Origin of the sequence: Nocardioides proteolyticus (assembly GCF_051280635.3) — a bacterium.
In the GTDB taxonomy this organism is placed as follows: Bacteria; Actinomycetota; Actinomycetes; order Propionibacteriales; family Nocardioidaceae; genus Nocardioides.
In genome coordinates, this window is the sequence record NZ_JBNBPO030000028.1 from 1 (window position 1) to 24,559 (window position 24,559).

The following is a 24,559-nucleotide window of genomic DNA, read 5'->3' on the forward strand; positions in this document are numbered from 1 at the left end:
CTGGAGGCCTGCCTGGAGCAGCTGCGGCCGGTGCCGGGCCGGCCGCACCCGGCGCCGCCGCCCGTCCCCGCGTATCTCGCGGGCACCGGCCCGGCGGGGCCTGCCGGGCGTCGTACGTCCTCGGGCCGGTGGTGGGCCCTGGCCGGGGTCGCCGCCCTGGTGGCCCTGGGCGCCGGGGCCACCGCGGCGCTGCTGACCGCCGACGAGGAGCCGGCCGCCGACGACTTCCTCGCCCTGTCGGCCGAGGAGCAGCTCAGGGAGTCGGAGATGGACATGGCCGTCGTGGATTCGGCCCGGATCCGCGGTGAGTTCCGGCAGGACGACGACCGGATCTCCGTCGACGTGGTCGCCACCACCGCCGGCGACTGCAGGGGGACGATGACCTCGCGGGCCTCGGGCGGCTCCGCCGAGGTGCTGAGCGTCGGCGACAACGTCTACCTCCGCGCCGACGCCGCGTTCTGGGACGGCGTCACTGGAGAGGGCACCGCCGAGCAGGTGCTGCCCCTCATCGGCGACCGGTGGGTCATCGAGAACAGCCTCAAGGAGAGCACCGAGGCGTTCTGCGACCTCGACGAGTTCCTCGAGCGCGACGGCCGCGAGGACGCGACGGTGAGCGGCCTCGGCCGCGGCCGCGTCGACGACCAGGAGTCGGTGAAGGTCGAGCAGAGCGCCGGACCGCAGCGCGAGGTGCTCTACATCCGGGTGGCCGAGCCGCACTACCTGCTGCGGGTGGAGGAGAGCGACGTCGACTACTTCGAGTTCTCCGCGTTCGACGCCGAGGTCGACATCCAGCCTCCGCCCGCCGACGACGTGGTCGACATCGAGAAGCTGCTCGAGGAGGCCGCGCGCGGCGCCGGCTAGCACCACTCCGGCCCGAGACGGGCCGGGAATGCCGTACGCCGCCGCGCGGTTGGCCACCCTCGTGACCTCGACCGCGCCCGCCCGGATCTCCCGTGCGAGCGTGGGGCTGCGCAGCGAGCGGGGACCGGTCCTCGGGTCGGTCATGCTGAGCATCGCGCTGGTCGCGATCGACACCACCATCCTGGCGACCGCGGTCCCGGCGATCGTCGAGGACCTGGGCGGGTTCACCCAGTTCCCGTGGCTGTTCTCGACGTACCTGCTCGCGCAGGCGGTGACGACGCCGATCTACGGCAAGCTCGCCGACGTCTTCGGCCGCAAACCGCTCATGCTGCTGGGCATCGCGCTGTTCGTGCTCGGGTCGGTGCTCTGCGCGGTGGCCTGGAGCATGACCGCGCTGATCGTCTTCCGCGCCGTCCAGGGTCTCGGCGCCGGCGCCATCCAGCCCGCCGGGATGACCATCATGGGCGACATCTACACCGTCGCGGAGCGGGCCGTCGCGCAGAGCTACGTCGCCAGCGTCTGGGCGGTCTCGGCGGTCCTCGGTCCCACGCTCGGCGGGCTGCTGTCGGAGCACGCGTCGTGGCGGTGGATCTTCTGGATCAACCTGCCGCTCGGCCTGCTCGCCGCGGTGGTCCTGGTGCGCCGCTTCCACGAGCCCGCCGCGCGCACCGCCCGCTCGGCGCGCCGCCCGATCGACGCCTGGGGAGCCGCGCTGCTGGCGACCGCGGCCGGGCTCCTCCTCCTCGGACTGCTCGAGGGTGGGATCCGTTGGCCGTGGTGGTCGCCGGCGGGCGTCGGGGTGTTCGCCGCGGTGGCCGTGCTGCTGGCGCTGTTCGTGGCGGTCGAGCGCCGGATGCCCGACCCGGTGCTGCCGCTGTGGGTCTTCCGCGACCGGGTGCTGGTCTCCTCCACGGTGGGCGCGTTCGTGGTGGGCGTGGTGATGATGGGCGTGACGTCGTACGTCCCGGTCTACGCTCAGCGGGTGCTCGGCGAGGGCGCGGTCGTGGCCGGCCTCGCGGTCGCGGCGCTGGCCATCGGCTGGCCGATCGCGGCCAGCACCGCGGGTCGCTTCTACCTGCGGTTCAGCTATCGCCCCTGCCTGCTGGCCGGGTCGGTGCTCGGTCTGGCCGGCACCGTGATGGTCGCCGCAGTGGGTCCGGACAGCTCGGTCTGGCTGCTCGCGGCCGGCTGCCTCGTGCTGGGCCTCGGGCTGGGCTACGTCGCCAGCCCCGGCATCATCGCGGCCCAGGCGGCCGTCACCTGGCGCGACCGCGGCGTCGCGACCGGGACCAACATGTTCTCCCGGTCGGTCGGCAGCGCGGTGGGCGTCGCCGTGTTCGGCGCGGTCGCCAACGGCGTGGTCGCCGCACGGCTCGGCGGTGGGCAGGAGGCCGGCGCCGTCGACCTCGAGAGGCTGCCGGCCGACGTGCTGCATCCCGCGTTGCACGCCGTCTTCGTGGCCGTCGCGGTCGCCTCGCTCGCGCTCGTCGTCGCCGGGCTGGTGATGCCGTCGCGGGTCACCTCCCCGGAGGAGGAGCGCGCCACGGAGGGCAGGTGACCCGCGAGTAGGATCGACGCATGAAGCGCGAGATCTACGACGAGGACCACGAGGCCTTCCGGGCGTCCGTCAAGGAGTTCGTGGACCGTTCGGTCCTGCCCAACGTCGAGCAGCACATCGCCGACAAGGCCCTGCCCCGGGAGTTCTGGCTGGAGGCCGGCAAGCAGGGGCTGCTCGGTCTCGAGGTCCCCGAGGAGTACGGCGGTGCCGAGGCCGGCGACTTCCGGTTCAACGCGGTGCTGCAGGAGGAGCTCGCCAAGGTCGGCGCGGCGTACCCCACCTGTCACGGCATCCACGCCGACATCACCGCGCCGTACATCGTCGAGCTCGGCACCGAGGAGCAGAAGCAGCGCTGGCTGCCGGGCGTCGCCTCGGGAGACATCCTGCTCGCCATCGGCATGACCGAGCCGTCCGGCGGCTCCGACCTGGCCGCGCTGAAGACCACTGCGGTGCGGGACGGCGACGAGTGGGTGATCAACGGCTCGAAGACGTTCATCACCAACGGCTACTCCTGCGACCTCGTCGTCACCGCCGTCCGCACCGACCCGGAGAAGGGCCCCAAGGGGATCACCCTGTTCGGGATCGAGGCGACCAAGGAGGGCTTCTCGCGCGGCCGCAAGCTCGACAAGGTCGGCATGGAGGAGTCCGACACCGCCGAGCTGTTCTTCGAGAACGTCCGGGTGACCGACGCCGAGATCATCGGCGAGCTCAACATGGGCTTCATCCACATGATGCAGAAGCTGCCGCAGGAGCGGCTCGGCTGCGCCGTGGCCAACGTCGCGCACGCCAAGCAGATCCTCGCCGAGACGCTCGACTACACCAAGGAGCGGCACGCCTTCGGTGCCCCGATCGGCACCTTCCAGCACAACAAGTTCCTGCTCGCCGAGCTGGTCACCCAGGTCGAGGTGGCCGAGTCCTACATCGACAAGTGCGTGCTCGCCCACAGCAAGGGCGAGCTCTCCGCCATCGACGCCGCGAAGGCCAAGTGGTGGTCGAGCCAGGTGCAGAGCGAGGTGCTCGACCACTGCGTGCAGCTGCACGGCGGCTACGGGTTCATGAACGAGTACCGCGTCGCCCGCGCCTGGCGGGACGCCCGGGTCACCAAGATCTGGGCCGGCTCCAACGAGATCATGAAGGAGCTGATCGGGCGCGACCTCGGCCTGTGAGGCGGCGCCTGCAGCTGGGTCGGGGTGGGGCTGCGGCGGGGGCGATCTGCTCCTGCAGGAATCACCGGTTGACCGGTGATTCCTGCACTTCGCGGCCATTGCAACACCCGAGAGGTGCGAGTAACGGCCGGGTGCTGTGACGGATGGGGCGCGTGAGGCGCCGGTCACCCCGCCGTGGAGCGACGTACGACGAGCTCCGGCTCGAGCACCACGCTGCGAACCCGCGCGGTCGGGTCGTCGATGGTGGCGAGCAGCAGCTCGGCGGCCACGCCGCCGAGCTGCTCGCGAGGCTGGCGCACCGAGGTGAGGGGGATCGCGGCGGACGCGGCGAAGTCGATGTCGTCGTAGCCGACGAGGGCGACGTCGTCGGGCACGCGCACGCCGGCGAGGGTCAAGGCCTGGAGGACGCCGAGCGCGATCAGGTCGTTGGCCGCGAAGATCGCGTCGGGACGCTCGCGGGCCCCAAGCTCGAGCAGCTCGTCGGCGGCGTGGCGGCCGGCCTCGGCGTCCATCGTGGCGGTCTCGACGAAGCGCAGCCGTGCGCCCGCGGAGTCGGCGACCTCGGCGGCGGCGGCGTGGCGGTGGTCGACCTGGTTGAGCCCACGAGGACCACCGATGAACGCCAACCGGCGCCGGCCGATGCCCACCAGGTGCTCGGCGGCGAGCCGGCCGCCGAGCCGGTCGTCGACCGAGACCGACGAGAACTCGCGGGAGCCGACCCTGCGGTCGACCACGACGACCGCGGTGCCCCGGGCCCGGATCCGGCGCAGGCGCGGGAGCACGCGACCCACGGGGGTGATCAGCAGCCCGCTGACCCGCTGCTCCTCGAACAGGTCCAGGTAGGTGGACTCGCGTGCGGAGTCCTGCCCGGAGCTGCCGAGGATGAGCGGCCGCCGGTGGCGGCCCAGGCAGTCCTCGACACCACGGGCGACGTCGGTGAAGAAGGGGTTGCGCACGTCGAGCACGACCATGCCCACCGCCCGGTTGGACCCGGCCCGGAGCTGGCGGGCGGCGTCGTTGCGCACGAAGCCGAGCTGGTCGATCACCGCGAGGACGTGGGCGAGCGTCGCCGGCGACACCTTGTCCGGCCGGTTCAGCACGTTGGAGACGGTGCCGAGGGAGACGCCGGCGGCCGAGGCCACGTCCTTGACGGAGACCGGGCGCCCGGACGACCCGCGCGAGGCGGCCTCGAGGTCGTTGGTCACGCGGCGACTCCGTTTCGTGATTGATTCGTTTCAAGCATTCTGGCAGAAGATCTTGACTTCTGTGACAGCCGTCACCTACGTTCCCGGTTAACCCGATTGAAACCTTTCAATCACCGGATGTCCAGAGGAGCGGGATGACAGACAGGTCGACGGAGGTCGTCGCTCCGACGCTCGAGCTCCGTGACGTCGCGAAGTCGTTCGGGTCGGTGGCCGCCCTGCGTTCGGGCACGCTGATCGTCGAGCCCGGCTCCATCCACGCCCTCGTCGGCGAGAACGGTGCCGGCAAGTCCACGCTGGTCAAGATCGTCGCCGGCGTGCACCGCCGCGACAGCGGCGAGTTCCGGTTCCAGGGCCGGCCCGTCGACTTCTCGTCCACCGCGGAGTCGAAGGCCGCAGGCATCGCGGTCATCTACCAGGAGCCCACGCTCTTCCCCGACCTCTCCGTCGCCGAGAACATCTTCATGGGCCGCCAGCCGCTCGGCGGCGCCCGACGCATCGACCGCAGGCGGATGTACGCCGAGTCGACCGCCCTCTTCGAGCGGCTCGGCGTCCGGATCGACCCGCGGCGCCCGGCGCGCGGCCTGTCCATCGCCGACCAGCAGATCATCGAGATCGCCAAGGCGATCTCCCTCGACGCGGCGCTCCTGGTGATGGACGAGCCGACCGCGGCGCTGAGCGGCGTCGAGGTGGACCGGCTGTTCGCCGTCGCGCGCAGCCTGCGTGACGAGGGCCGTGCCCTGGTCTTCATCTCGCACCGGTTCGAGGAGGTCTTCGCCCTGTGCGACACGGTCACCGTGATGCGCGACGGCGAGTACGTCTCGACCGACGCCATCGCCGCCACCACGGTCGACCAGATCGTCGCGAAGATGGTCGGGCGCGAGGTCGCCGAGCTGTTCCCGAAGACGCCCGCCCCGGTCGGCGACGTCGTGCTGCAGGTCGCCGACCTGACCAGCGTCGGGGTCTTCGACGACGTGAGCTTCGAGGTGCGCGCGGGTGAGATCGTCGCCCTCGCCGGGCTCGTCGGCGCGGGCCGCAGCGAGATCGCTCGGGCCGTCTTCGGCGTCGACGGGTACGACGCCGGCTCGGTCGTGCTGGGCGGTCGGCCGGTCCCGCAGCGGCGGCCGCGCGCGGCGATCGAGGCGGGGATGGCGTTCGTGCCGGAGGACCGGCGCCAGCAGGGACTGGTGGTCGACGGCTCGATCGCCCGCAACGTGGCCTCCGTGATCCGCGGCCGGCTCGACCGGCTGGGCCTGCTCACCGCGCGCGCCGAGCAGCGCGCCGCGGCGCCCTGGGCGGCGCGGCTCGAGGTGAAGACCAACGCCCTCGACATGCCGGCCACCACCATGAGCGGCGGCAACCAGCAGAAGGTCGTGCTGGCGAAGTGGCTGGCCACCGAGCCCCGGCTGCTCATAATCGACGAGCCGACCCGCGGCATCGACGTCGGCACCAAGTCCGAGGTGCACCGGCTCCTGTCCGACCTCGCCGGTCAGGGCCTGGCGATCCTGATGATCTCCTCCGAGCTGCCCGAGGTCCTGGGCATGGCCGACCGGGTGCTGGTCGTCCACGAGGGCCGGATCACCGCCGAGATGTCCCGCGAGCAGGCGACGCCCGAGGCCGTCATGCACGCCGCCACGGGGTCGCCGGCCACGTCCACCGCGCCGGCGGCGCCGTCCGCCGTCGCCCACGAGGAGCTGAACGCATGACCTCCACCCTCGGCGACCACACGCCCGACCTCGTCGAGGCGCACCCCAGCGAGCTCAGCCCCGGCCAGCGGGCGGTCGGCACGGTGCTCCGATCCCGCGAGCTCGCGGTCGGCCTGGTGCTCCTGGTCCTGGTCGCCGCCACCGCCGCGAAGAGCTCGAGCTTCCTGTTCGGGTCCGACGGCTGGCGCTCGCTGCTGGTGAACCCCAGCATCCTGATCCTGCTCGCGGTGGGGCAGACCGTCGTCATCGTGACCCGCAACGTCGATCTGTCGGTGGGGTCCACGATGGGACTCACCGCCTACCTGACCGGCCGCCTCTTCGTCGACACCGGCCTACCGGCTCCCGTCGTCGTGCTGTGCGCCGTCGGGCTCGGCGCGGCGCTGGGGCTCGTCAACGGGGTGCTCGTGGCCTTCGGCAAGGTGCCCGCGCTGGTGATCACCCTCGGGACGCTCTACATCTACCGCGGCATCTTCCTCACCTGGGCCGGCAGCGACCGGATCACCGCCAGCGACATCCCCGACGGGTACCTCGACCTCGGTACCGCGCAGGTGCTCACCCTCCCGGTGCTCACGCTCATCGCCCTCGTCGTCCTCGCCGTCGTGGGCTATCACCTGCACACCGCCCGGTCGGGCCGCGAGCTCTACGCGATCGGCTCGGACCCCGACGCCGCGGTCCTCTACGGCCTCAAGGTCACCCGCCGCGTCCTGCTCGCCTTCGTGCTCTCCGGGGCGCTGGCCGGCCTCGCGGGTGCCTTCTACGTGGCCCGCTACGGAACGGTCAGCTCCGGCGCCGGCCTCAACATGGAGCTGCAGGCCGTCGGCGCCGCCGTCATTGGCGGAGTCGCGATCTTCGGCGGCAGCGGCACCGTCTGGGGCGCCGCCATCGGCGCCACCCTCCTGGTCACCATCAACAGCGCCCTCCCGGTGCTCGGCATCCAGGACTTCTGGCAGCGGGCCGTCGTCGGAGCGCTGATCCTCGCCGCGGTGGTCCTCGACCGGGTCCTCGCCGTGCGCCAGGAGCGCCGCCTGGCCCTCGCCCGGGAGGCGGAAGCTGCCCAGGAGGCTGCCCAGGGGGCAGCGCAGGGGGCAGCTCAGGAGACAGGCGGGTCGCGCCCACCCGCACCGCCGGCGGCGGCCGCCGGTCGCCGCCGCAACGACGAGGGGAGTGCCCGATGAGCACCGGACTGCAGGCTCCCGCCGCGAGCGGCGAGCGGACCTACCGGCCCTACGCCCGGCCGCTCGTCCAGCGCCTGCTGGTCAACCGGGAGGCCGCGATCATCGCCCTCCTGGTGGCCGTCTTCGCGTGGTCGACCGTCAACGTCGAGAACTTCGACGGACCGCTGACGCTCTACTACCTGTTCCTCGACATGGCGCCGATCCTGCTGATCGCGCTGCCGATGACGCTGGTCATCATCACCGGCGAGATCGACCTGTCGGTGGCCAGCATCGTCGGCCTGAGCAGCGTCCTCGTCGGCATCTTCCACGCCGACCTCGGGCTGTCGATCCCCGTGGCGGCGTTGCTGGCGATCCTCGCTGGCGCGGTCGCCGGCGCGCTGAACGGCTTCCTCGTCGCGTACGTCGGACTGCCGTCCCTGGCGGTCACGATCGGCACCCTGGCCCTCTACCGCGGCATCGCCGTCGGCCTTCTCGGCGACACCGCCATCACCGACTTCCCCGACAAGTGGACCGACCTGGTGAAGGAGCGGCTGGTCGCGGAGAGCTCCTACCCGGTGATCCTGGTGCCCATCGTGGCGCTGATCGTGGTCTTCGCCGTGCTGCTCCACTTCACCTCCTTCGGCCGTGGCGTCTACGAGATCGGGCTCAACGACGAGGCGGCCCGGTTCACCGGCGTGGACGTGGCCCGCACCAAGCTGTGGCTCTTCGTGATGACCGGCGCGGTGTCCGCGCTCGCCGGCATCTACTACTCGCTGCGCTACGGCAGCGCGCGCGGTGACAACGCGACGGGGATGGAGCTGCAGGTCATCGCCGCGGTCCTGCTCGGCGGGGTCTCCATCTTCGGCGGACGCGGTGCCCTGCACGGCGTGATCGCCGGGGTCCTGCTCATCGGTGTCATCTCGAGCGCCATGCGCCTCGAGGGGGAGACGGTCAACAAGATCAACATCGTGATCGGTGTGCTGCTCGTCCTCTCCGTCATCTCCACCAGCTTCCTCGCCTGGGCCTCGGGCCTGCGCTCGACGAGGAGATGGCCGTGGGCGTCGCGCTCGCGGCCGGACAGCGCCGACCAACGGTCGCGGTCCTGACCAGGTTCAACGAAAGGTAAGAACGATGAAGTTCCAGAGTCGGCGAGTCTCTGCGCTCGCAGCGCTCGTCCTGGCCGCCAGTGTCGGCCTCACCGCCTGCGGCGGGGACGACGGCGACGGTGGCGGCGAGGACGGCGGCGCCGCGATCACCTTCCTCCCGAAGAATCTCGGCAACCCCTACTTCGAGACCAGCGACGCAGGTGGCGAGAAGGCCATCGAGGAGTTCGGCGGCACCTACAAGGAGGTCGGCCCGGACACCGCGACCCCGGACGCCCAGGTCCAGTACATCAACACCGAGGCCCAGCGGGGCGTGGACGGGCTGGTCGTCTCGGCCAACGACCCCGAGGCGATCTGCGACGCCCTCAACGAGGCACGCGACGCCGGGGTCAAGGTCGTCACCTTCGACTCCGACACCAACCCGGAGTGCCGCGACCTGTTCATCAACCAGGCCAGCCCCGAGGGCATCGCGAAGGCGCAGGTCGACCTGATCGCCGAGCAGATCGGCGGCAAGGGCGAGATCGCCATCCTGTCCGCGGCGGCCAACGCCACCAACCAGAACGCCTGGATCAAGCTGATGGAGGAGGAGCTCGCGGCCAACTACCCCGACATCGAGCTCGTCGACACCGTCTACGGCGACGACGACGACCAGACGTCGTTCGACAAGACCGCCGCACTGCTGCAGTCCCACCCGAACCTCAAGGGCATCATCTCGCCGACCACCGTCGGCATCAGCGCGGCCGCCCGCTACCTCTCCGACTCGCAGTACAAGGGCAAGGTGGCCCTGACCGGCCTCGGCACGCCCAACCAGATGCGGGACTACGTCGAGGACGGCACCGTCACCGCCTTCGCGCTGTGGAACCCCGAGGACCTCGGCTACCTGTCGGCGTACGCCACCAAGGCGCTCATCGACGGCGACATCACCGGCGAGAAGGGCGACACCTTCGAGGCCGGCGAGCTCGGCGAGTACACCGTCGGCGAGAACGGCGAGGTCCTCCTCGGCGAGCCGTTCGTCTTCAACAAGGACAACATCGGCGACTTCAACTTCTGAGCCACCGCTCAGGGCTGAACCACCGATCCGACCGCAGGAACAGGGAGCACGGCACACCATGCCTCGCTACTGCTTCACCCTCCAGGTCCGTCCCGACCGGATGGACGAGTACGTCGAGCGCCACCGGGCCGTCTGGCCCGACATGCTCCGCGCGCTCGCGGACACCGGGTGGCACAACTACTCCCTGTTCCTGCGGGAGGACGGCCTCCTCGTCGGCTACGTCGAGGCCGACGACCTCGCCGCGGCGCAGGCCGCCATGGACCGCACCGAGGTCAACACCCGGTGGCAGGCCGAGATGGCCGACTTCTTCACCTGGCCCGACGGCGCCGCCGGCCGGGCGCCCGACCAGGGCTTCCTCCTCCTCCGCGAGGTGTTCCACCTCGAGGACCAGCTCGCACAGGAAAGCAACCGACCATGACCAGTAACAGGGGTTTTGCCGCCATCGCGGCCCAGCTCGAGGGCCAGGCGATCGAGCTGCCCTCGTGGGCGTTCGGCAACTCCGGCACCCGCTTCAAGGTCTTCGGCACCGCGGGGACCCCGCGTTCGGTCGAGGAGAAGATCGCCGACGCCGCCACCGTGCACCGGTTCACCGGCCTCGCCCCCAGCGTGGCGCTGCACATCCCCTGGGACCGGGTCGACGACTACGGCGCTCTCGCCAGCTTCGCCGAGGACCACGGCGTGCGGCTGGGCACGATCAACTCCAACACCTTCCAGGACGACGACTACAAGTTCGGTGCCCTCACCCACGTCGACGCCAAGATCCGCCAGAAGGCGATCGACCACCACTTCGAGTGCATCGACATCATGGGCGCGACCGGGTCGCGCGACCTGAAGATCTGGCTCGCCGAGGGCAGCAACTACCCCGGCCAGGCCGACCTTCGCGGCCGGCAGGACCGCCTGGCCGAGTCGCTGGCCACCATCCACGAGCGGCTCTCCGCAGAGCAGCGGCTGGTGCTGGAGTACAAGTTCTTCGAGCCGGCGTTCTACCACACCGACGTCCCCGACTGGGGTACGGCGTACGCCCAGGTGGCGGCCCTCGGCGACAACGCCGTGGTGTGCCTCGACACCGGGCACCACGCCCCGGGCACCAACATCGAGTTCATCGTCATGCAGCTGCTGCGCCTGGGCAAGCTCGGCTCGTTCGACTTCAACAGCCGCTTCTACGCCGACGACGACCTCATCGTCGGCGCAGCGGACCCGTTCCAGCTGTTCCGGATCATCTTCGAGGTGATGCAGGGCGGCGGCTACGGCCCCGACAGCGACGTGGCGTTCATGCTCGACCAGTGCCACAACATCGAGGACAAGATCCCCGGGCAGATCCGGTCGGTCCTCAACGTCCAGGAGATGACGGCCCGGGCACTGCTCGTCGACCGCGACGCGCTGCGCCGGGCCCAGGAGGCCGGTGACGTCCTCGGCGCCAACGAGGTCTTCATGGACGCGTTCTACACCGACGTCCGCGCCGACCTCGCCGCGTGGCGCGAGGAGCGCGGGCTGCCGGGCAACCCGATGCGCGCCTACGCCGACTCCGGCTACCAGGCCGAGATCGAGGCCACCCGGGTCGGCGGCGCCCAGATGTCCTGGACCTGAGCGCCGCGCCGTCCCGTCACGACACCGCACCCACCCGCGAGAACGAGAAGGCATCATGACCAACCCTGCAGTTGCCGCGCTGATCGCGCGCTCCAACCGCCTCGGCGCCGACCCGCGCAACACCAACTACGCGGGCGGCAACACCTCGGCCAAGGGCACCGAGACCGACCCGGTCACCGGCGAGGCCGTCGAGCTGCTCTGGGTCAAGGGATCCGGCGGCGACCTCGGCACCCTGAAGGAGTCGGGGCTCGCCGTGCTGCGCCTCGACCGCCTGCGGCACCTCGTCGACGTCTACCCGGGCGTCGACCGGGAGGACGAGATGGTCGCGGCCTTCGACTACTGCCTCCACGGCAAGGGCGGCGCCGCACCGTCCATCGACACGGCCATGCACGGCCTGGTCGACGCCGCGCACGTCGACCACCTCCACCCCGACTCGGGCATCGCGATCGCGACCGCCGCTGACGGCGAGGCGCTCACCAAGGAGATCTTCGGCGACAAGGTCGTTTGGGTGCCGTGGCGGCGTCCCGGCTTCCAGCTCGGCCTCGACATCGCGGCCATCAAGGAGAAGAACCCGCAGGCGATCGGCTGCATCCTGGGCGGCCACGGCATCACGGCCTGGGGCGAGACCAGCGAGGAGGCCGAGGCGCACTCGCTGATGATCATCGACACCGCGGCGTCGTACATCGAGGAGAACTCGAAGGCCGAGCCGTTCGGTCCCGCGCTCGAGGGCTACGCCGCGCTGCCGGAGCAGGAGCGGCGCGCGAAGGCGGCCGCGCTGGCGCCCACGATCCGCAGCATCGCGTCGGCGGACCGGCCCATGGTCGGCCACTTCACCGACAGCGAGACGGTGCTGGACTTCCTGGCGCACGCCGAGCACCCGCGCCTCGCGGCCCTCGGCACGTCGTGCCCGGACCACTTCCTGCGCACGAAGGTCAAGCCGCTGGTGCTGGACCTGCCCGCGACCGCGTCGGTGGAGGAGTCGGTCGCCCGGCTCCAGGAGCTCGCCGTCAGCTACCGCGAGGACTACCAGGCCTACTACGACCGGCACGCGACGCCGGACTCCCCGGCCATCCGCGGCAAGGACCCGCTGATCGTGCTGGTCCCCGGCGTCGGCATGTTCTCCTTCGGCAAGGACAAGCAGACGGCCCGCGTGGCCGGCGAGTTCTACGTCAACGCCATCAACGTGATGCGCGGCGCCGAGGGGCTCTCGACCTACCAGCCGATCGACGAGGCGGAGAAGTTCCGCATCGAGTACTGGGCGCTGGAGGAGGCCAAGCTGCAGCGGATGCCGAAGCCCAAGCCCCTGGCGACCCGGATCGCGCTGGTCACCGGAGCCGCGAGCGGCATCGGCAAGGCCACCGCGCAGCGCCTGGCCGCCGAGGGCGCGTGCGTCGTGATCGGTGACCTCGACGGCGACCGCGCTGCCGCGGCCGCGGCCGAGATCGGTGGGCCCGACGTCGCCGTCGGCGTCGCCGCCGACGTGTCCGACGAGGCAGCCGTCCAGGCCATGGTCGACGCCGCCGTGCTCGCGTTCGGCGGCCTGGACCTGGTGGTCAACAACGCCGGGCTGTCGCTCTCCAAGCCGCTGCTCGAGACGACCGAGCGCGACTGGGACCTGCAGCACGACGTGATGGCGAAGGGCTCCTTCCTCGTGTCGAAGGCAGCGGCCAAGGTGATGATCGAGCAGGAGATGGGCGGCGACATCGTCTACATCTCCTCGAAGAACTCCCTCTTCGCCGGCCCCAACAACGTCGCGTACGGCGCCGCGAAGGCCGACCAGGCCCACCAGGTCCGGCTGCTCGCGGCCGAGCTCGGCGAGCACGGCATCAAGGTCAACGGGATCAACCCCGACGGCGTCGTCCAGGGCTCGGGCATCTTCGCCGGCGGCTGGGGCGCCAGCCGCGCCGCCGTCTACGGCGTGGAGGAGAAGGACCTCGGCAAGTTCTACGCCCAGCGCACGATCCTCAAGCGCGAGGTGCTGCCCGACCACATCGCCAACGCCGTCTTCGTCCTCTGCGGCCCCGACCTCACCCACACCACCGGCCTGCACGTCCCGGTCGACGCCGGGGTCGCCGCAGCCTTCCTGCGATGACTGCCCGCGAGTCCCTGCGCGTCGCCGCCGTCGACCTCGGGGCGACGAGCGGGCGGGTGATGTCCGGCCGGATCAGCGCGGGCACCGTCGAGGTCAACGAGCTGCACCGGTTCCCCAACGGCGCGGTGCGCGTCGGGGCGTCGTACTTCTGGGACGTGCTCGGCATCCACCGGGAGGTGCTGACGGGGATCCGCGAGGTCGCCCGGACCGGGCCGCTCGACGGCGTGGGCATCGATTCCTGGGCCGTCGACTACGGGCTGCTGGACCGGGACGGGCAGCTGCTCGGCAACCCGTTCAGCCACCGCGACCCCCGCACCGACGGCATCGCCGAGCAGGTGGTGGCGCAGGTGGGAGCCGCCGAGCTCTACGCCACCACCGGCATCCAGCGACTCCCGTTCAACACGATCTACCAACTGGTGGCGGCGAAGGGCACGGCGGCACTCGAGGCCGCCGAGACGCTGCTCCTCCTCCCGGACCTGCTGGGCTACTGGCTCACCGGCAGCATCGGTGCCGAGCGCACGAACGCCTCCACCACCCAGCTGTACGACGCCCGCGCGGGCGAGTGGGCGCTCGACCTGGCCCGCCGGCTGGGCCTGCCGTGGGGCATCCTGCCGCCGCTGCGCGACCCGGGCACGGCACTCGGTCCCCTCCTGCCGCACGTGGCGCGAGAGGTCGGCGTCAAGGACGAGGTGCCGGTCATCGCGGTGGGCTCCCACGACACCGCGTCCGCCGTCGTGGGCGTGCCCGCGGAGGAGGGCCGGTTCGCCTACATCTCCTCGGGCACCTGGTCGCTGGTGGGGCTCGAGCTGGACAAGGCGGTGCTGACCGAGGAGGCCCGCCTCGCCGACTTCACCAACGAGCTCGGGGTCGACGGCACCGTCCGGTTCCTCAAGAACGTGACCGGCCTGTGGGTGCTCTCCGAGTGTCTCCGCTCGTGGCAGGACCGGCGGTTCCGCGACGTCGAGCTGCGGTCGCTGCTGGCCGCGGTGGCCGACTTCGAGCCCCTGCGCACCGTCGTGGACATCAACGACCCGCGGCTGCTCGCGCCGAGCACCGCCACCGACCCGATGCCGGAGCGGGTCGCGATGCTCGCCGCCGAGGCGGGCGAGCTGGTGCCGCGGTCACCGGTCGCCATCGCGCGCTGCATCCTCGACAGCCTCGCCGTGGCCTACCGGCGTCACGTGCGCAAGGCGGCCGAGCTCGCCGCGGTGCCCGTCGACGTGGTGCACGTGGTCGGCGGCGGGTCGCAGAACGAGCTGCTCTGCCAGCTGACCGCCGACGCCTGCGGCGTCCCCGTGCTCGCAGGTCCGGTGGAGGCGGCCGCGCTGGGCAACGTCCTCGTCCAGGGCCGAGCGCTCGGCGCCGACCTGCCCGACCTCGCCGCGATGCGTGCCCTGGTCCGGCGGTCCTACGACGTCGTCCGCTACGAGCCGCGTGCCGACGTCGACTGGGCGGCCGTCGAGGCCCGCCTCCCCTGACCTGCACGATCCCCGCCGTCTCCCCGGAAGGACACCGCATGACCGACATCCCCAGCCCCCGCCTGAACCGGCGCTCCCTCTTCGGAGCCACGGCCGCCACCCTCGGCGCGGCGGCCGTCGTGGGGGCCGCCGGCTCCGGTGCCCTGGACCCGGCGGCCGCGGCCGCGCCCACCCAGGGCTTCCCCAAGGAGCTCGGCAAGGCGTTCCGCAAGCCGGGCACCGCCACCGCCGCCGGCTTCCGCTGGTGGTGGCCGCACGGGCTGGTGGACCCCGAGCAGGTGGCGCGTGAGGTCGACCAGGTCGCGGACGCCGGGTTCGGCGTGCTGGAGGTCGCCGTGGTCACCCACAGCCTGCGCGCTCGGGACATCACGATCGACGTCGCCAAGCACGGCTGGGGCAGCCCCAGCTGGGTGGCGGGCGTGAAGGCGGCGCTGGCCCGCGCAGCCAAGCGGGACGTCCGGGTCGACATCACCGTCGGCCCCTCCTGGCCGGCTGCGGTGCCCACGATCACGCCCGACGACGACGCCGCGTGCAGTGAGCTGGCCTACGGCCGCGCCGACGTCGCCGCCGGCGCGACCTTCGACGCGCAGCTGCCGGCGCCGCAGGGCGAGGCGCACGGGTCCCGGGTCGAGCTGGTCACGGTGCAGGCCCACCGGGTCACGGCGAGCACCTCGTCGGTCACCACCATCGACCCCGACTCCTACGTCGACCTCTCCGCCGAGGTGAGCGGAGGCCGCCTCACCTGGACCGCACCCGCGGACCCGGCCGGAGGCAGCTGGGTGGTGCTCGCCACCTGGCGGCGCGGCTCCGGGCAGGAGCCCGAGGCGGGTCCGCACACCGCGCCCCGCTCCTACGTGGTCGACCACTTCAGCGACCTCGGCACCCAGGCGGTCATCGACCTGTGGGAGGACAAGGTCCTCGACGGCGAGATGCGGGCGCTGCTCTGGGCCGCCGGCGGCTATCTCTTCGAGGACTCGCTGGAGATCGAGACCCACGCGACCATCTGGACGCCGCGGCTGCTCGAGGAGTTCAAGGCGCGCGCCGGCTACGACCTCGAGCCCTTCCTCCCGGTGGTGCTTGAGGTGAACGAGTCCTACCGGTTCGCCCTCGGCACGCCGGGCTCGCCCGCCACCACCGACGCGCTGCACACCAACCAGGTCCGCGACGACTTCAACCAGGTGCTCTCCGACCTCTACCGCGACCGGCACCTGCGGCCGATGCAGGAGTTCGCCCGCTCCCTCGGCATGGGCCTGCGGATCCAGGCCTACGGACTGGAGACCGACTCCACCGAGCACTCCGCCATCCTCGACATCGCGGAGACCGAGTCGCTGGGGTTCAAGAACCTCGACGACTACCGGGTGATGGCGGGCGGTCGGGACATCGCCGGCAAGACGATCCTGTCCTGCGAGGCGATCTGCTACAACGGCGCTGCCTACAACACCACCTGGGGCGCCAACAGCGTCAGCCCGACGGCGCAGAACCAGGCGCTGTTCACGCTCAACAGCATCTTCGCCGCGGGCGTGAACCAGGCGATCATCCACGGCTTCCCCTACGGCGCGGCGCCGGACGTCACCTGGCCCGGGTTCGCCGCGTTCTCGCCGTACTACAACGGAGCCATCGGATTCGGCGAGGCGTGGGGCCCCCGCACCCCGCAGTGGGAGCACATGCCCGGCATCGCCGGCTACCTCGCCCGCACCCAGCTGGTGCTGCAGACCGGCACGCCGAAGTACGACATCGTCTTCCTGCGCCAGAAGGGGTACGCCTCCACCGGTGTCGGGCCGTTCTGGGTCACCAACGACGGCACCAAGCTCGGCTGGTCGCACTCGTTCATCAGCTCCGCGCTGCTGGTCCGCGACGACGTCACCGTCCGCGACGGACGGCTCGCGCCGGACGGCCCTGCCTACAAGGTGCTGGTGATCGGACCGGACAAGATCCGCAGCCGCGAGGTCACCATCGACCTCGAGGCCGCGCGCAAGGCGCTCGAGCTGGGCCGTGCGGGCCTGCCGATCATCCTGGTCAACGACGCCGGCAAGGACTGGGCGCGCGACGCCACTCCCGTCGGCCGCACCGACGCGGCGGCCGTCGCCGAGGTCCGGGACCTGATGGCGAGGGTCGCGGCACTCCCCACCACCCGCAGCGTGGCGGAGGCCGGCGTCGGAGGTGCTCTCGCCGAGCTGGGCGTCACCAGCGACGTGGAGCACGCCGCCTCGACCGTGATGCACGTCCGCCGGGTGGTCGGCGACGCCGACCTCTACTACCTCGCCAACGCGCGGCACGCCGAGAACCGGCGGCTGAGCCCGGTGCGCCAAGACGTGTGGCTGACCGCCAGCGACCGCGCGGCCGTGCCGTGGCTGCTCGACGCCTGGACCGGCGAGGTCCGCCGGATCGCCGCCTACGAGCGGTCCGGAGACAGGGTCCGGGTCCAGGTCGACCTGGTGCCCGGTCAGTCGACAGTCGTGGCCCTCGCCCCGGCAGGCCCCGGCGCGTTCAAGTCCGTGCTCCCCGCAGAGGGCCAGGAGATCGTGCTGCGGGGCAACCGCGCCGTCCTCCGGTCCACGACCGCCGGGACCGTCACGGTCCCGCGCCCCAGCGGCAAGCCTGCCGAGGTGCGGGTCGGCCGCGTCCGCGAGCCGCTCGTGCCTCCCTCCTGGACGCTGGAGCTGGAGGACTGGAAGCCGGCCGACCCGTCGGACCCGAAGGACCTCCGCACCGCCAAGGAGGTCCACACGGCCGAGCTCGGCACGCCGCAGGCCTGGTCGAGGGTCAGCGGGTTCGAGGACGTCTCCGGCATCGGCCGCTACCGCACGGTCGTGGACCTCGGGAAGGACTGGACCGAGGACGACGGCGCCTACCTTGAGCTGGGGGAGGTCAACGACACCTTCCGGGTCAGGGTCAACGGTGAGCTGCTGCCGCCGTGCGACCCTGTCGACGCGAGGGTCGACCTGGGCCGACGTCTCCGCCCGGGTGCGAACACGATCGAGGTGGAGGTCGCCTCGACCCTGCTCAACCGGCTTCGGGTCGTCACCCCCGAGGTGTACGGCGTCGCGGCGCGCCAGAGCTACGGGCTCGCCGGCCCGGTGCGTCTGGTTCCCTACGTCGAGAAGGTGGTGCCTGCCTGAGGCGCGCGGCCGGGCGGGCGCACGAACAGCGGGCAGCAGCCCGAGGACCGAGGAGAACAGGGGGGCCGGTGCGGTGAGAGTCGCCTTGATGGTCACCTGCATCAACGACGCGATGTTCCCGGGCACGGGTGCGGCCGTCGTACGGCTGCTGCGCCGGCTGGGGGTCGACGTCGACTTCCCCGACGCGCAGACCTGCTGCGGGCAGCCGATGGTGAACACCGGCTACCTCGACGAGGCGGTGCCGGCGGTCCGCAGCCACGTCCGCGCGTTCGAGGGGTACGACGCCGTGGTCACGCCGTCGGGGTCGTGTGCCGGCTCGGTGCGCCACCAGCACCGGCTGGTCGCGAAGCGGTCCGGCGACCCGAGCCTGGAGCGGGCCGTCGCGGAGACGTCGCCACGCACCTACGAGCTCACCGAGTTCCTCGTCGACGTGCTGGGCGTGACCGACGTCGGCGCCTACTTCCCGCACCGGGTCGCCTACCACCCGACCTGCCACTCGCTCCGGATGCTCGGGGTGGGCGAGCGCCCGCGCCGCCTGCTCGAGGCGGTACGTGGTCTGCGGCTCGTCGACCTGCCGCACGCCGAGGCGTGCTGCGGGTTCGGCGGGACCTTCGCGATGAAGAACGCCGACACGTCGGTCGCGATGGGCGCCGACAAGGCCCGCCACGTCCGGTCGACGGGCGCGGAGGTGCTCGTCGCCGGCGACAACTCCTGCCTGATGCACATCGGCGGGCTGCTCTCCCGCGAGCGGTCCGGCGTCCGGGTCATGCACCTGGCCGAGGTGCTCGCCGCGACGGAGGAGTCCCCGCCGGGAGGTCCGCGATGACCCACACGTTCGTCGGGATGCCGCCCTTCCCCTCCGCCGCGCGGGACGCGCTCGCCGACACGCAGCTGCGGCACAACCTGGCCCACGCCACCGCGACGATCCGCGGCAAGCGGGCGGCCGTCGTCGGAGAGGTGGACGGCTGGGAGGAGCTCCGGCTGGCCGGTGCGGCGGTCAAGGACCGGGCACTGCGCGACCTCGACGAGCAGCTGGTCCGGCTGGAGGCGTCGCTGACCGCACGGGGGGCGACCGTCCACTGGGCCCGCGACGCGGCGGAGGCCAACCGGATCGTCGTCGACGTCGCCCGGCGCCACGCCGTCGACGAGGTGGTCAAGGTCAAGTCGATGGTCACCCAGGAGATCGGTCTCAACGAGGCGCTCCAGGCCGAGGGCATCGCAGCCTGGGAGACCGACCTCGCCGAGCTGATCGTCCAGCTCGGCGGCGACCTGCCGAGCCACATCCTGGTGCCCGCGATCCACCGCAACCGGGCGGAGATCCGCGAGATCTTCCGCCGCCGGATGGGCGAGGTCGGCCGCGCGGCGCCCGAGGACCTGACCGACGAGCCGGCGGTTCTCGCCGGCGCGGCGCGCCTGCACCTGCGCGAGAAGTTCCTGCGCGCGCGGATGGCCGTGTCCGGCGCCAACTTCGCCGTCGCCGACACCGGCACCCTCGTGGTCGTGGAGTCCGAGGGCAACGGCCGGATGTGCCTCACGCTGCCCGACGTGCTGGTGAGCGTGGTGGGGATCGAGAAGGTGGTCCCGACCTGGGCCGAGCTCGACCCGCTGCTGCGGCTGCTGCCCCGCTCGTCGACGGGCGAGCGGATGAACCCCTACACCTCGATGTGGACCGGCATCACGCCCGGGGACGGCCCCCAGGAGGTGCACGTGGTGCTCCTCGACAACGGCCGCACCCGCGCGCTGGCCGACGACGTGGGCCGCCAGGCGCTGCGCTGCATCCGCTGCTCGGCCTGTCTCAACGTCTGCCCGGTCTACGAGCGGACCGGCGGCCACGCCTACGGCTCGGTCTACCCCGGCCCGATCGGCGCCATCCTCAACCCGCTGCTCAACGGCACCGGTGATCCGCAGACCGACAGCCTCCCCTACGCCTCCACGCTCTGCGGCGCCTGCTTCGAGGCGTGCCCGGTGCGGATCGACATCCCCGAGGTGCTGGTGCACCTGCGGTCCGAGGTGGTCGACGCCCACCGCGACGACCGGGTGCCGAAGGCCGAGGCCGTCGCGATGCGGACGACCGCCTACGCCTTCGGCGACGCCCGCCGGCTCGCCGTCGGGGAGCGCGTGGCCGGCGTCGCCGGCCGGGCCCTGCGCCGCTTCGGGCGTACGACGCTCCCGGGCGGCCGGCGCTCGATCCGGCGTCTGCCGGGGCCCGGGTCGGCATGGACGGGCGCGCGCGACCTGGCCGCTCCGGCCCCGGAGTCGTTCCGGGCCTGGTGGCAGCGCACGAGCGGCCGGCTCGACGGTGAGGAGCGGCGATGAGCGCGCGCGAGGAGATCCTCGGCCGGGTCCGCGCGGCGCTCGCCGGGGTCGACCCCGACCCGGAGCCGGTCGTCGCGCCGCCGGGCGCACGGGTGACCGACCTGGTCGCCCACTTCGCCGAGCGGGTCGCCGACTACCGCGCCGTCGTCGTGCGGTGCACGGCGGCGGAGGCGCCCCGCGCCGTGGCCGACGCCCTGCCACCAGGCGCCCGCGTCGTCGTACCGCCGGGGCTGCCGGAGGAGCTGCGCGACGCCCTCGGCGAGGTCGTCGTCGACGGCGGCCTCTCCGCGGCCGAGCTCGACGGGTGCGACGCCGTGGTCACGCTGTGCCGCCTCGGCATCGCGGAGACCGGGACGATCGTGCTCGACCACACGCCCGACCAGGGCCGCCGGGCGATCAGCCTGGTGCCGGACCGTCATGTCTGCGTGGTGCGCGGCGACCAGGTGGTCGCCGACGTCGGGGAGGCGGTGGCGGCGCTCGACCCGGTCCGCCCGCAGACCTGGATCAGCGGCCCCAGCGCCACCAGCGACATCGAGCTCGACCGCGTCGAAGGCGTGCACGGCCCCCGGCACCTGCACGTCGTGGTGGTGGAGGACTGACCATGATCGACGAGCGGCCACGGACCGACGGCGAGGCGGGTCGCTGGACGCCCAGCCGCCTCGACGTGGAGATCCTGCGCCTGCTCTCGCTCGGCCAGACCACCGACGTGATCGCCCGCCGCGTCGGCGTCTCGGAGCGGACGGTGCGTCGGCGGCTGCGCGCCATCGCCGACGACATCGGGGTGGACTCCTCGATCGAGGCGGTCGTGCACGCGGTCCGCGCCGGGCTGATCTGAGCGGAGCCGGTGGCCGGATCCGGCCACAGGGGTTGTGACAGCGGTCACTGTCTTCGTACTGTCCGGTGAATCGTTTCAGGACAGACGGAGCAGACATGAGCCGGTCCCGCCCTCCCCTCGCCTTCGCACTGCTGGCGATCGCCCTGCTCCTGGGCGTCGCGGCGCCGGTCGCCACCCAGGCGACTCCCGGTGGCGCGCACCCGTCGGGCCTGACCGTCGGCCAGCGCGTCGCGCCGGCCGACGTCGACGACGTGACCGGCCCGCTCCTCGGCTGGCGGGTGCCGGCGGCGGCCCAGCGCGGCTACCAGGTGCAGGTCGCCGAGACGCACCCCGCGCTGATGTCGGGCCGGCTGGTGTGGGACTCCGGCAGGGTGGCGTCGGCCGCCAGCACCAACGTCCCCTACGCCGGGCCAGCGCTGGAGCGCGGCAAGCGCTACACCTGGCGGGTCCGCACCTGGGACGCCGCCGGCAAGGCGTCGCCGTGGTCGCGCCCCGCCCAGTTCGGCACCGCGCTCGGCGGCGACTGGGGCGACAGCCGGCCGATCTGGCTGGGTGAGCCGCCGGCCCTCGGCTGGTCGGGCTACACGCTGGAGACGACGTTCTCCATCACCACCCAGAACGCGACGATCGTCTTCAACGCCCAGGACGCCAACAACTACCTGATGTGGCAGCTGCGCGGCGACGGGGTCGACCAGCTGGCGCCGCACCAGCGGGTCAACGGCACCTTCACCCAGCTCAAGGCGGTCCCGCTGGGCGTGAGCCTCCAGCGCAACACCGACTACCGGCTGCGGATCGAGGTCGCGGGCAGCACCGTGCGCACCTACCTCGACGGCCGGCTGGTCGACACCACGGAGAACGTGCGCTTCACCCGGGGCACGATCGGCTTCCGCACCGGCGGCAGCGAGCGCAACAGCTGGGACGACCTCGCGGTCACCGGTGCCGACGGCAAGGTCCTCTACCGCAACGCCTTCGACGCCCCCACGTCCGACTTCTCCTGCGGGTCGGTCAGCGGCGGCCGGCTGCACGTGGGCACCGGCCAGAACTGCGTCCACGGCCTGGGCAGCACCGACTGGGCGTTCCTCCGCGGCGAGTTCCGGACCGCCGCCGACAAGGATGTCGCCTGGGCCACCGCCTTCGCCACCGGGTCCTCGCCCGAGCCGGGCCGGCAGTACGTCTACAAGCTCTGGCTGAACGGCGAGTTCGTCGGCCTCGGCCCCACCCGCTCGATCGGCACGGAGACCCGTTACGACGGCTTCGACGTCACCGACCTGGTCCGCGAGGGCGGGCCCAACGCGCTCGGCGCGATCGCCTGGACCACCAGCGACAAGCGGTTCCAGGCGCAGGTCGTCGTGGAGTACACCGACGGCTCGCAGCAGACCTTCGGCACCGGCGAGGACTGGACCACGCTGCCCGGCTCGACGGTCTACCCCGCCGCCGGGTCCATCGGCACCGGCTACTTCACGGCCCCGAAGGAGAACGTCCAGGCGGCGTCGTACCCCACCGGGTTCGACGCGCCCGGCTTCGATGACGGGCAGTGGCAGCGCCCGGCCCTCAAGGCGCCGTACGACGAGCTCGTCGCCACGCCGACCGACAAGGTCGCGCAGCGGCTCGAGCAGCCGGTCGAGGTCGTCGAGAAGGCCCCGGGCCACTACTTCGTCGACTACGGCCGCAGCTGGGTGGGCGGGGTGAGCCTCGACCTCGAGGGAACCGCCGGACAGGTCGTCGAGCTGCGGTTCGGCGAGGAGCTGTGGGGACCGCAGGAGGTGCGGTCCAACATGCGCACCGGCAACCAGTACCAGGACCGATGGACGCTGACGGACGGGCCGCAGCACATCGAGACGTGGGGCATGCGGGTCTTCCGCTACCTGGAGGTCCTCGGTGCCCCGAGCGGCCTCACCGCGGCCGACTTCCCCGCGCTCGCACAGGTGTATCCCTTCGACACCGAGGGCGCTCGGTTCGCCTCCTCCGACGACTCGCTGAACCAGGTCTGGCAGCTGTCGAAGAACACCGTCGAGGCGACCAACCACAACCTCTACGTCGACTCCTGGACCAGGGAGCGCGAGCCCTACGAGGCCGACAGCTACCTGCAGATGATGGCCAACTTCTTCACCTCGTCGGACCCGTCGCTCGGCAACTACTCGATCGACTACCTGCTCACCAGGCGCACCTGGCCGACGGAGTGGCCGATGTACACCATCCTCGCGATGCACGACAGCTACCAGCAGACCGGCGACGTCGCGCAGCTCGAGCGCAGCTACGACGAGCTGGTGGACAAGCTGCCGACCGAGTGGGTCGAGGAGAGCACGGGGCTGATCCGCAAGGACTTCCGGTCCAACGGCTGCAACAGCCAGACCGACTGCGACATCGTCGACTGGCCCGGCTCGGAGCGGGACGGTTACGTCTTCCGGCCCTACAACACGGTGATCAACGCGATCAGCTACCGCAGCTTCATGGACATGGCCGCGATCGCCACCGCGCTCGGCAGGTCCGCGGACGCGGCGTCGTACACGGCGACCGCGGAGCGGCTGCGCGACGCGATGAACCGGCTGCTGTGGGACGACGCCAAGGGCGCCTACCGGGACGGGCTGAACGCGGACCGGACGCCGGTGGCGCACTGGGCCGTGCACGCGAGCGTGTTCGCCAGTGCCTTCGGCGTCCCCGACGCCGACCGGGCGCAGCGGGCGGCCGACTACATCGGGTCCCGCGGGATGCAGTGCAGCGTCTACTGCGCCGCCTTCCTCATCGAGTCGCTCTACAACGGCGACCGGTCCGACCTCGCCTACGACCTGCTCACCGACACCGGCCTCCGCAGCTGGCTGAACATGATCGCCGACGGCGCCGGCGCGACCGGCGAGGCGTGGGACCCGTCGCTGAAGAGCAACATGACCTACTCCCACCCTTGGGCCGCCTCGCCGGCGTACCACGTGCCGCAGGGCATGTTCGGGATCCGGCCGACGACACCGGGCTACGCGACCTTCGCGATCCGTCCGCAGCCGGAGTCGGTGAGCTGGGCGAGCGTCACCCTGCCCACCCTCAAGGGCCGGATCGGCGCCGCGTTCCACACCGTCGACGGGCGCACCGACGTCGGTGCGTTCGTGCCCGGCAACACCGTCGCGTCGGTCCACGTGCCCGCCGGCGACGCGTCGACAGACGTCGTCTACGTCGACGGCCGGCGCAGGCCGGCCCACCGCGAGCGCGGCTACCTGCGCGTCGACGGCGTGCCGAGCGGCTGCCACGTCTTCAGCACCTCCCCCGGAGGCGCCCCGAAGGACGACGACCGCCTCACCTCCATCTGCCGCTGACCGTCCCACCGCACCCAGCCCGACCGACT

Annotated in this window: 18 protein-coding genes; 17 read left to right on the forward strand and 1 reads right to left on the reverse strand. The window is 72.1% G+C overall.

Annotation, left to right across the window (positions count from 1 at the left end):
- From ACPOLA_RS15820 to ACPOLA_RS15830, 3 genes are all read left to right on the forward strand, one after another.
- On the forward strand, positions 1-861 hold an 861-nt coding region (locus ACPOLA_RS15820; protein ID WP_435771454.1), incomplete at its 5' end, for a hypothetical protein.
- Positions 862-889: 28 nt separating this feature from the next.
- On the forward strand, positions 890-2,419 hold the full coding sequence (locus ACPOLA_RS15825) for an MFS transporter (RefSeq protein WP_435771455.1): 1,530 nt from the start codon (positions 890-892) through the stop codon (positions 2,417-2,419).
- Between the two features lie 20 nt (positions 2,420-2,439).
- Positions 2,440-3,585, forward strand: coding sequence for an acyl-CoA dehydrogenase family protein (locus ACPOLA_RS15830; protein ID WP_435771457.1), 1,146 nt, complete (start codon positions 2,440-2,442; stop codon positions 3,583-3,585).
- A gap of 164 nt (positions 3,586-3,749) precedes the next feature.
- Here the strand turns inward: ACPOLA_RS15830 and ACPOLA_RS15835 are convergent, their stop codons facing one another.
- On the reverse strand, positions 3,750-4,790 hold the full coding sequence (locus ACPOLA_RS15835) for a LacI family DNA-binding transcriptional regulator (RefSeq protein ID WP_435771458.1): 1,041 nt from the start codon (positions 4,788-4,790) through the stop codon (positions 3,750-3,752).
- Positions 4,791-4,924: 134 nt separating this feature from the next.
- Here ACPOLA_RS15835 and ACPOLA_RS15840 point away from each other — a divergent pair, with 134 nt between their 5' ends.
- The 14 genes from ACPOLA_RS15840 (at position 4,925) to ACPOLA_RS15905 (ending at position 24,530) form a co-directional block, all read left to right on the forward strand.
- Positions 4,925-6,493 (forward strand): sugar ABC transporter ATP-binding protein, encoded by a 1,569-nt coding sequence (locus ACPOLA_RS15840; protein ID WP_435771459.1) that lies wholly within the window; start codon positions 4,925-4,927, stop codon positions 6,491-6,493.
- Positions 6,490-7,668, forward strand: a complete 1,179-nt coding sequence (locus ACPOLA_RS15845; RefSeq protein WP_435771460.1) for an ABC transporter permease — start codon at positions 6,490-6,492, stop codon at positions 7,666-7,668. The genes ACPOLA_RS15840 and ACPOLA_RS15845 overlap by 4 nt, the downstream gene beginning before the upstream one ends.
- The gene (locus ACPOLA_RS15850; protein WP_435771461.1) at positions 7,665-8,753 is read left to right on the forward strand and encodes an ABC transporter permease; all 1,089 of its coding nucleotides are present in this window, start codon (positions 7,665-7,667) and stop codon (positions 8,751-8,753) included. The genes ACPOLA_RS15845 and ACPOLA_RS15850 overlap by 4 nt, the downstream gene beginning before the upstream one ends.
- Before the next feature lie 25 nt (positions 8,754-8,778).
- Positions 8,779-9,801: a rhamnose ABC transporter substrate-binding protein gene (gene rhaS, locus ACPOLA_RS15855; RefSeq protein ID WP_435771463.1), complete on the forward strand. Its 1,023-nt coding sequence runs from the start codon at positions 8,779-8,781 to the stop codon at positions 9,799-9,801.
- Positions 9,802-9,859: 58 nt separating this feature from the next.
- Positions 9,860-10,219, forward strand: coding sequence for an L-rhamnose mutarotase (locus tag ACPOLA_RS15860; RefSeq protein ID WP_435771465.1), 360 nt, complete (start codon positions 9,860-9,862; stop codon positions 10,217-10,219).
- A complete protein-coding gene (rhaI, locus tag ACPOLA_RS15865; RefSeq protein ID WP_435771466.1) occupies positions 10,216-11,388 on the forward strand; it encodes an L-rhamnose isomerase in 1,173 nt (390 codons plus the stop codon). Before ACPOLA_RS15860 ends, rhaI begins: the two co-directional genes overlap by 4 nt.
- Positions 11,389-11,443: 55 nt before the next feature.
- The gene (locus ACPOLA_RS15870; protein ID WP_435771468.1) at positions 11,444-13,480 is read left to right on the forward strand and encodes a bifunctional aldolase/short-chain dehydrogenase; all 2,037 of its coding nucleotides are present in this window, start codon (positions 11,444-11,446) and stop codon (positions 13,478-13,480) included.
- Positions 13,477-14,958 carry a rhamnulokinase gene (locus ACPOLA_RS15875; RefSeq protein ID WP_435771470.1) on the forward strand — a complete coding sequence of 494 codons (1,482 nt, stop codon included), beginning with the start codon at positions 13,477-13,479 and terminating at the stop codon, positions 14,956-14,958. Before ACPOLA_RS15870 ends, ACPOLA_RS15875 begins: the two co-directional genes overlap by 4 nt.
- A gap of 38 nt (positions 14,959-14,996) precedes the next feature.
- Positions 14,997-18,077: a glycosyl hydrolase gene (locus tag ACPOLA_RS15880; protein WP_435771472.1), complete on the forward strand. Its 3,081-nt coding sequence runs from the start codon at positions 14,997-14,999 to the stop codon at positions 18,075-18,077.
- 88 nt (positions 18,078-18,165) lie between these two features.
- Positions 18,166-18,903 (forward strand): (Fe-S)-binding protein, encoded by a 738-nt coding sequence (locus tag ACPOLA_RS15885; RefSeq protein ID WP_435771474.1) that lies wholly within the window; start codon positions 18,166-18,168, stop codon positions 18,901-18,903.
- Positions 18,900-20,393 (forward strand): lactate utilization protein B, encoded by a 1,494-nt coding sequence (locus tag ACPOLA_RS15890; RefSeq protein ID WP_435771475.1) that lies wholly within the window; start codon positions 18,900-18,902, stop codon positions 20,391-20,393. The genes ACPOLA_RS15885 and ACPOLA_RS15890 overlap by 4 nt, the downstream gene beginning before the upstream one ends.
- On the forward strand, positions 20,390-20,992 hold the full coding sequence (locus tag ACPOLA_RS15895) for a LutC/YkgG family protein (protein WP_435771477.1): 603 nt from the start codon (positions 20,390-20,392) through the stop codon (positions 20,990-20,992). Before ACPOLA_RS15890 ends, ACPOLA_RS15895 begins: the two co-directional genes overlap by 4 nt.
- Positions 20,993-20,994: 2 nt before the next feature.
- Entirely contained in the window at positions 20,995-21,228 is a 234-nt protein-coding gene (locus tag ACPOLA_RS15900; RefSeq protein WP_435771479.1) for a helix-turn-helix domain-containing protein, read from the forward strand.
- 95 nt (positions 21,229-21,323) lie between these two features.
- Complete coding sequence (locus ACPOLA_RS15905; RefSeq protein WP_435771480.1) at positions 21,324-24,530, forward strand: family 78 glycoside hydrolase catalytic domain; 3,207 nt, start codon at positions 21,324-21,326, stop codon at positions 24,528-24,530.
- Positions 24,531-24,559: the final 29 nt, after the last annotated feature.

What these genes read in the sequence shown, in the direction of transcription:
- ACPOLA_RS15880 (WP_435771472.1), top strand. Translation starts at nt 14,997, where the DNA reads ATGACCGACATCCCCAGCCCCCGCCTGAACCGGCGCTCCCTCTTCGGA.
- ACPOLA_RS15900 (WP_435771479.1), top strand. Translation starts at nt 20,995, where the DNA reads ATGATCGACGAGCGGCCACGGACCGACGGCGAGGCGGGTCGCTGGACG.
- ACPOLA_RS15825 (WP_435771455.1), top strand. Translation starts at nt 890, where the DNA reads ATGCCGTACGCCGCCGCGCGGTTGGCCACCCTCGTGACCTCGACCGCG.
- ACPOLA_RS15875 (WP_435771470.1), top strand. Translation starts at nt 13,477, where the DNA reads ATGACTGCCCGCGAGTCCCTGCGCGTCGCCGCCGTCGACCTCGGGGCG.
- rhaI (WP_435771466.1), top strand. Translation starts at nt 10,216, where the DNA reads ATGACCAGTAACAGGGGTTTTGCCGCCATCGCGGCCCAGCTCGAGGGC.
- ACPOLA_RS15870 (WP_435771468.1), top strand. Translation starts at nt 11,444, where the DNA reads ATGACCAACCCTGCAGTTGCCGCGCTGATCGCGCGCTCCAACCGCCTC.
- ACPOLA_RS15830 (WP_435771457.1), top strand. Translation starts at nt 2,440, where the DNA reads ATGAAGCGCGAGATCTACGACGAGGACCACGAGGCCTTCCGGGCGTCC.
- ACPOLA_RS15895 (WP_435771477.1), top strand. Translation starts at nt 20,390, where the DNA reads ATGAGCGCGCGCGAGGAGATCCTCGGCCGGGTCCGCGCGGCGCTCGCC.
- ACPOLA_RS15850 (WP_435771461.1), top strand. Translation starts at nt 7,665, where the DNA reads ATGAGCACCGGACTGCAGGCTCCCGCCGCGAGCGGCGAGCGGACCTAC.
- ACPOLA_RS15840 (WP_435771459.1), top strand. Translation starts at nt 4,925, where the DNA reads ATGACAGACAGGTCGACGGAGGTCGTCGCTCCGACGCTCGAGCTCCGT.
- ACPOLA_RS15885 (WP_435771474.1), top strand. Translation starts at nt 18,166, where the DNA reads ATGGTCACCTGCATCAACGACGCGATGTTCCCGGGCACGGGTGCGGCC.
- ACPOLA_RS15860 (WP_435771465.1), top strand. Translation starts at nt 9,860, where the DNA reads ATGCCTCGCTACTGCTTCACCCTCCAGGTCCGTCCCGACCGGATGGAC.
- ACPOLA_RS15890 (WP_435771475.1), top strand. Translation starts at nt 18,900, where the DNA reads ATGACCCACACGTTCGTCGGGATGCCGCCCTTCCCCTCCGCCGCGCGG.
- ACPOLA_RS15905 (WP_435771480.1), top strand. Translation starts at nt 21,324, where the DNA reads ATGAGCCGGTCCCGCCCTCCCCTCGCCTTCGCACTGCTGGCGATCGCC.
- rhaS (WP_435771463.1), top strand. Translation starts at nt 8,779, where the DNA reads ATGAAGTTCCAGAGTCGGCGAGTCTCTGCGCTCGCAGCGCTCGTCCTG.
- ACPOLA_RS15845 (WP_435771460.1), top strand. Translation starts at nt 6,490, where the DNA reads ATGACCTCCACCCTCGGCGACCACACGCCCGACCTCGTCGAGGCGCAC.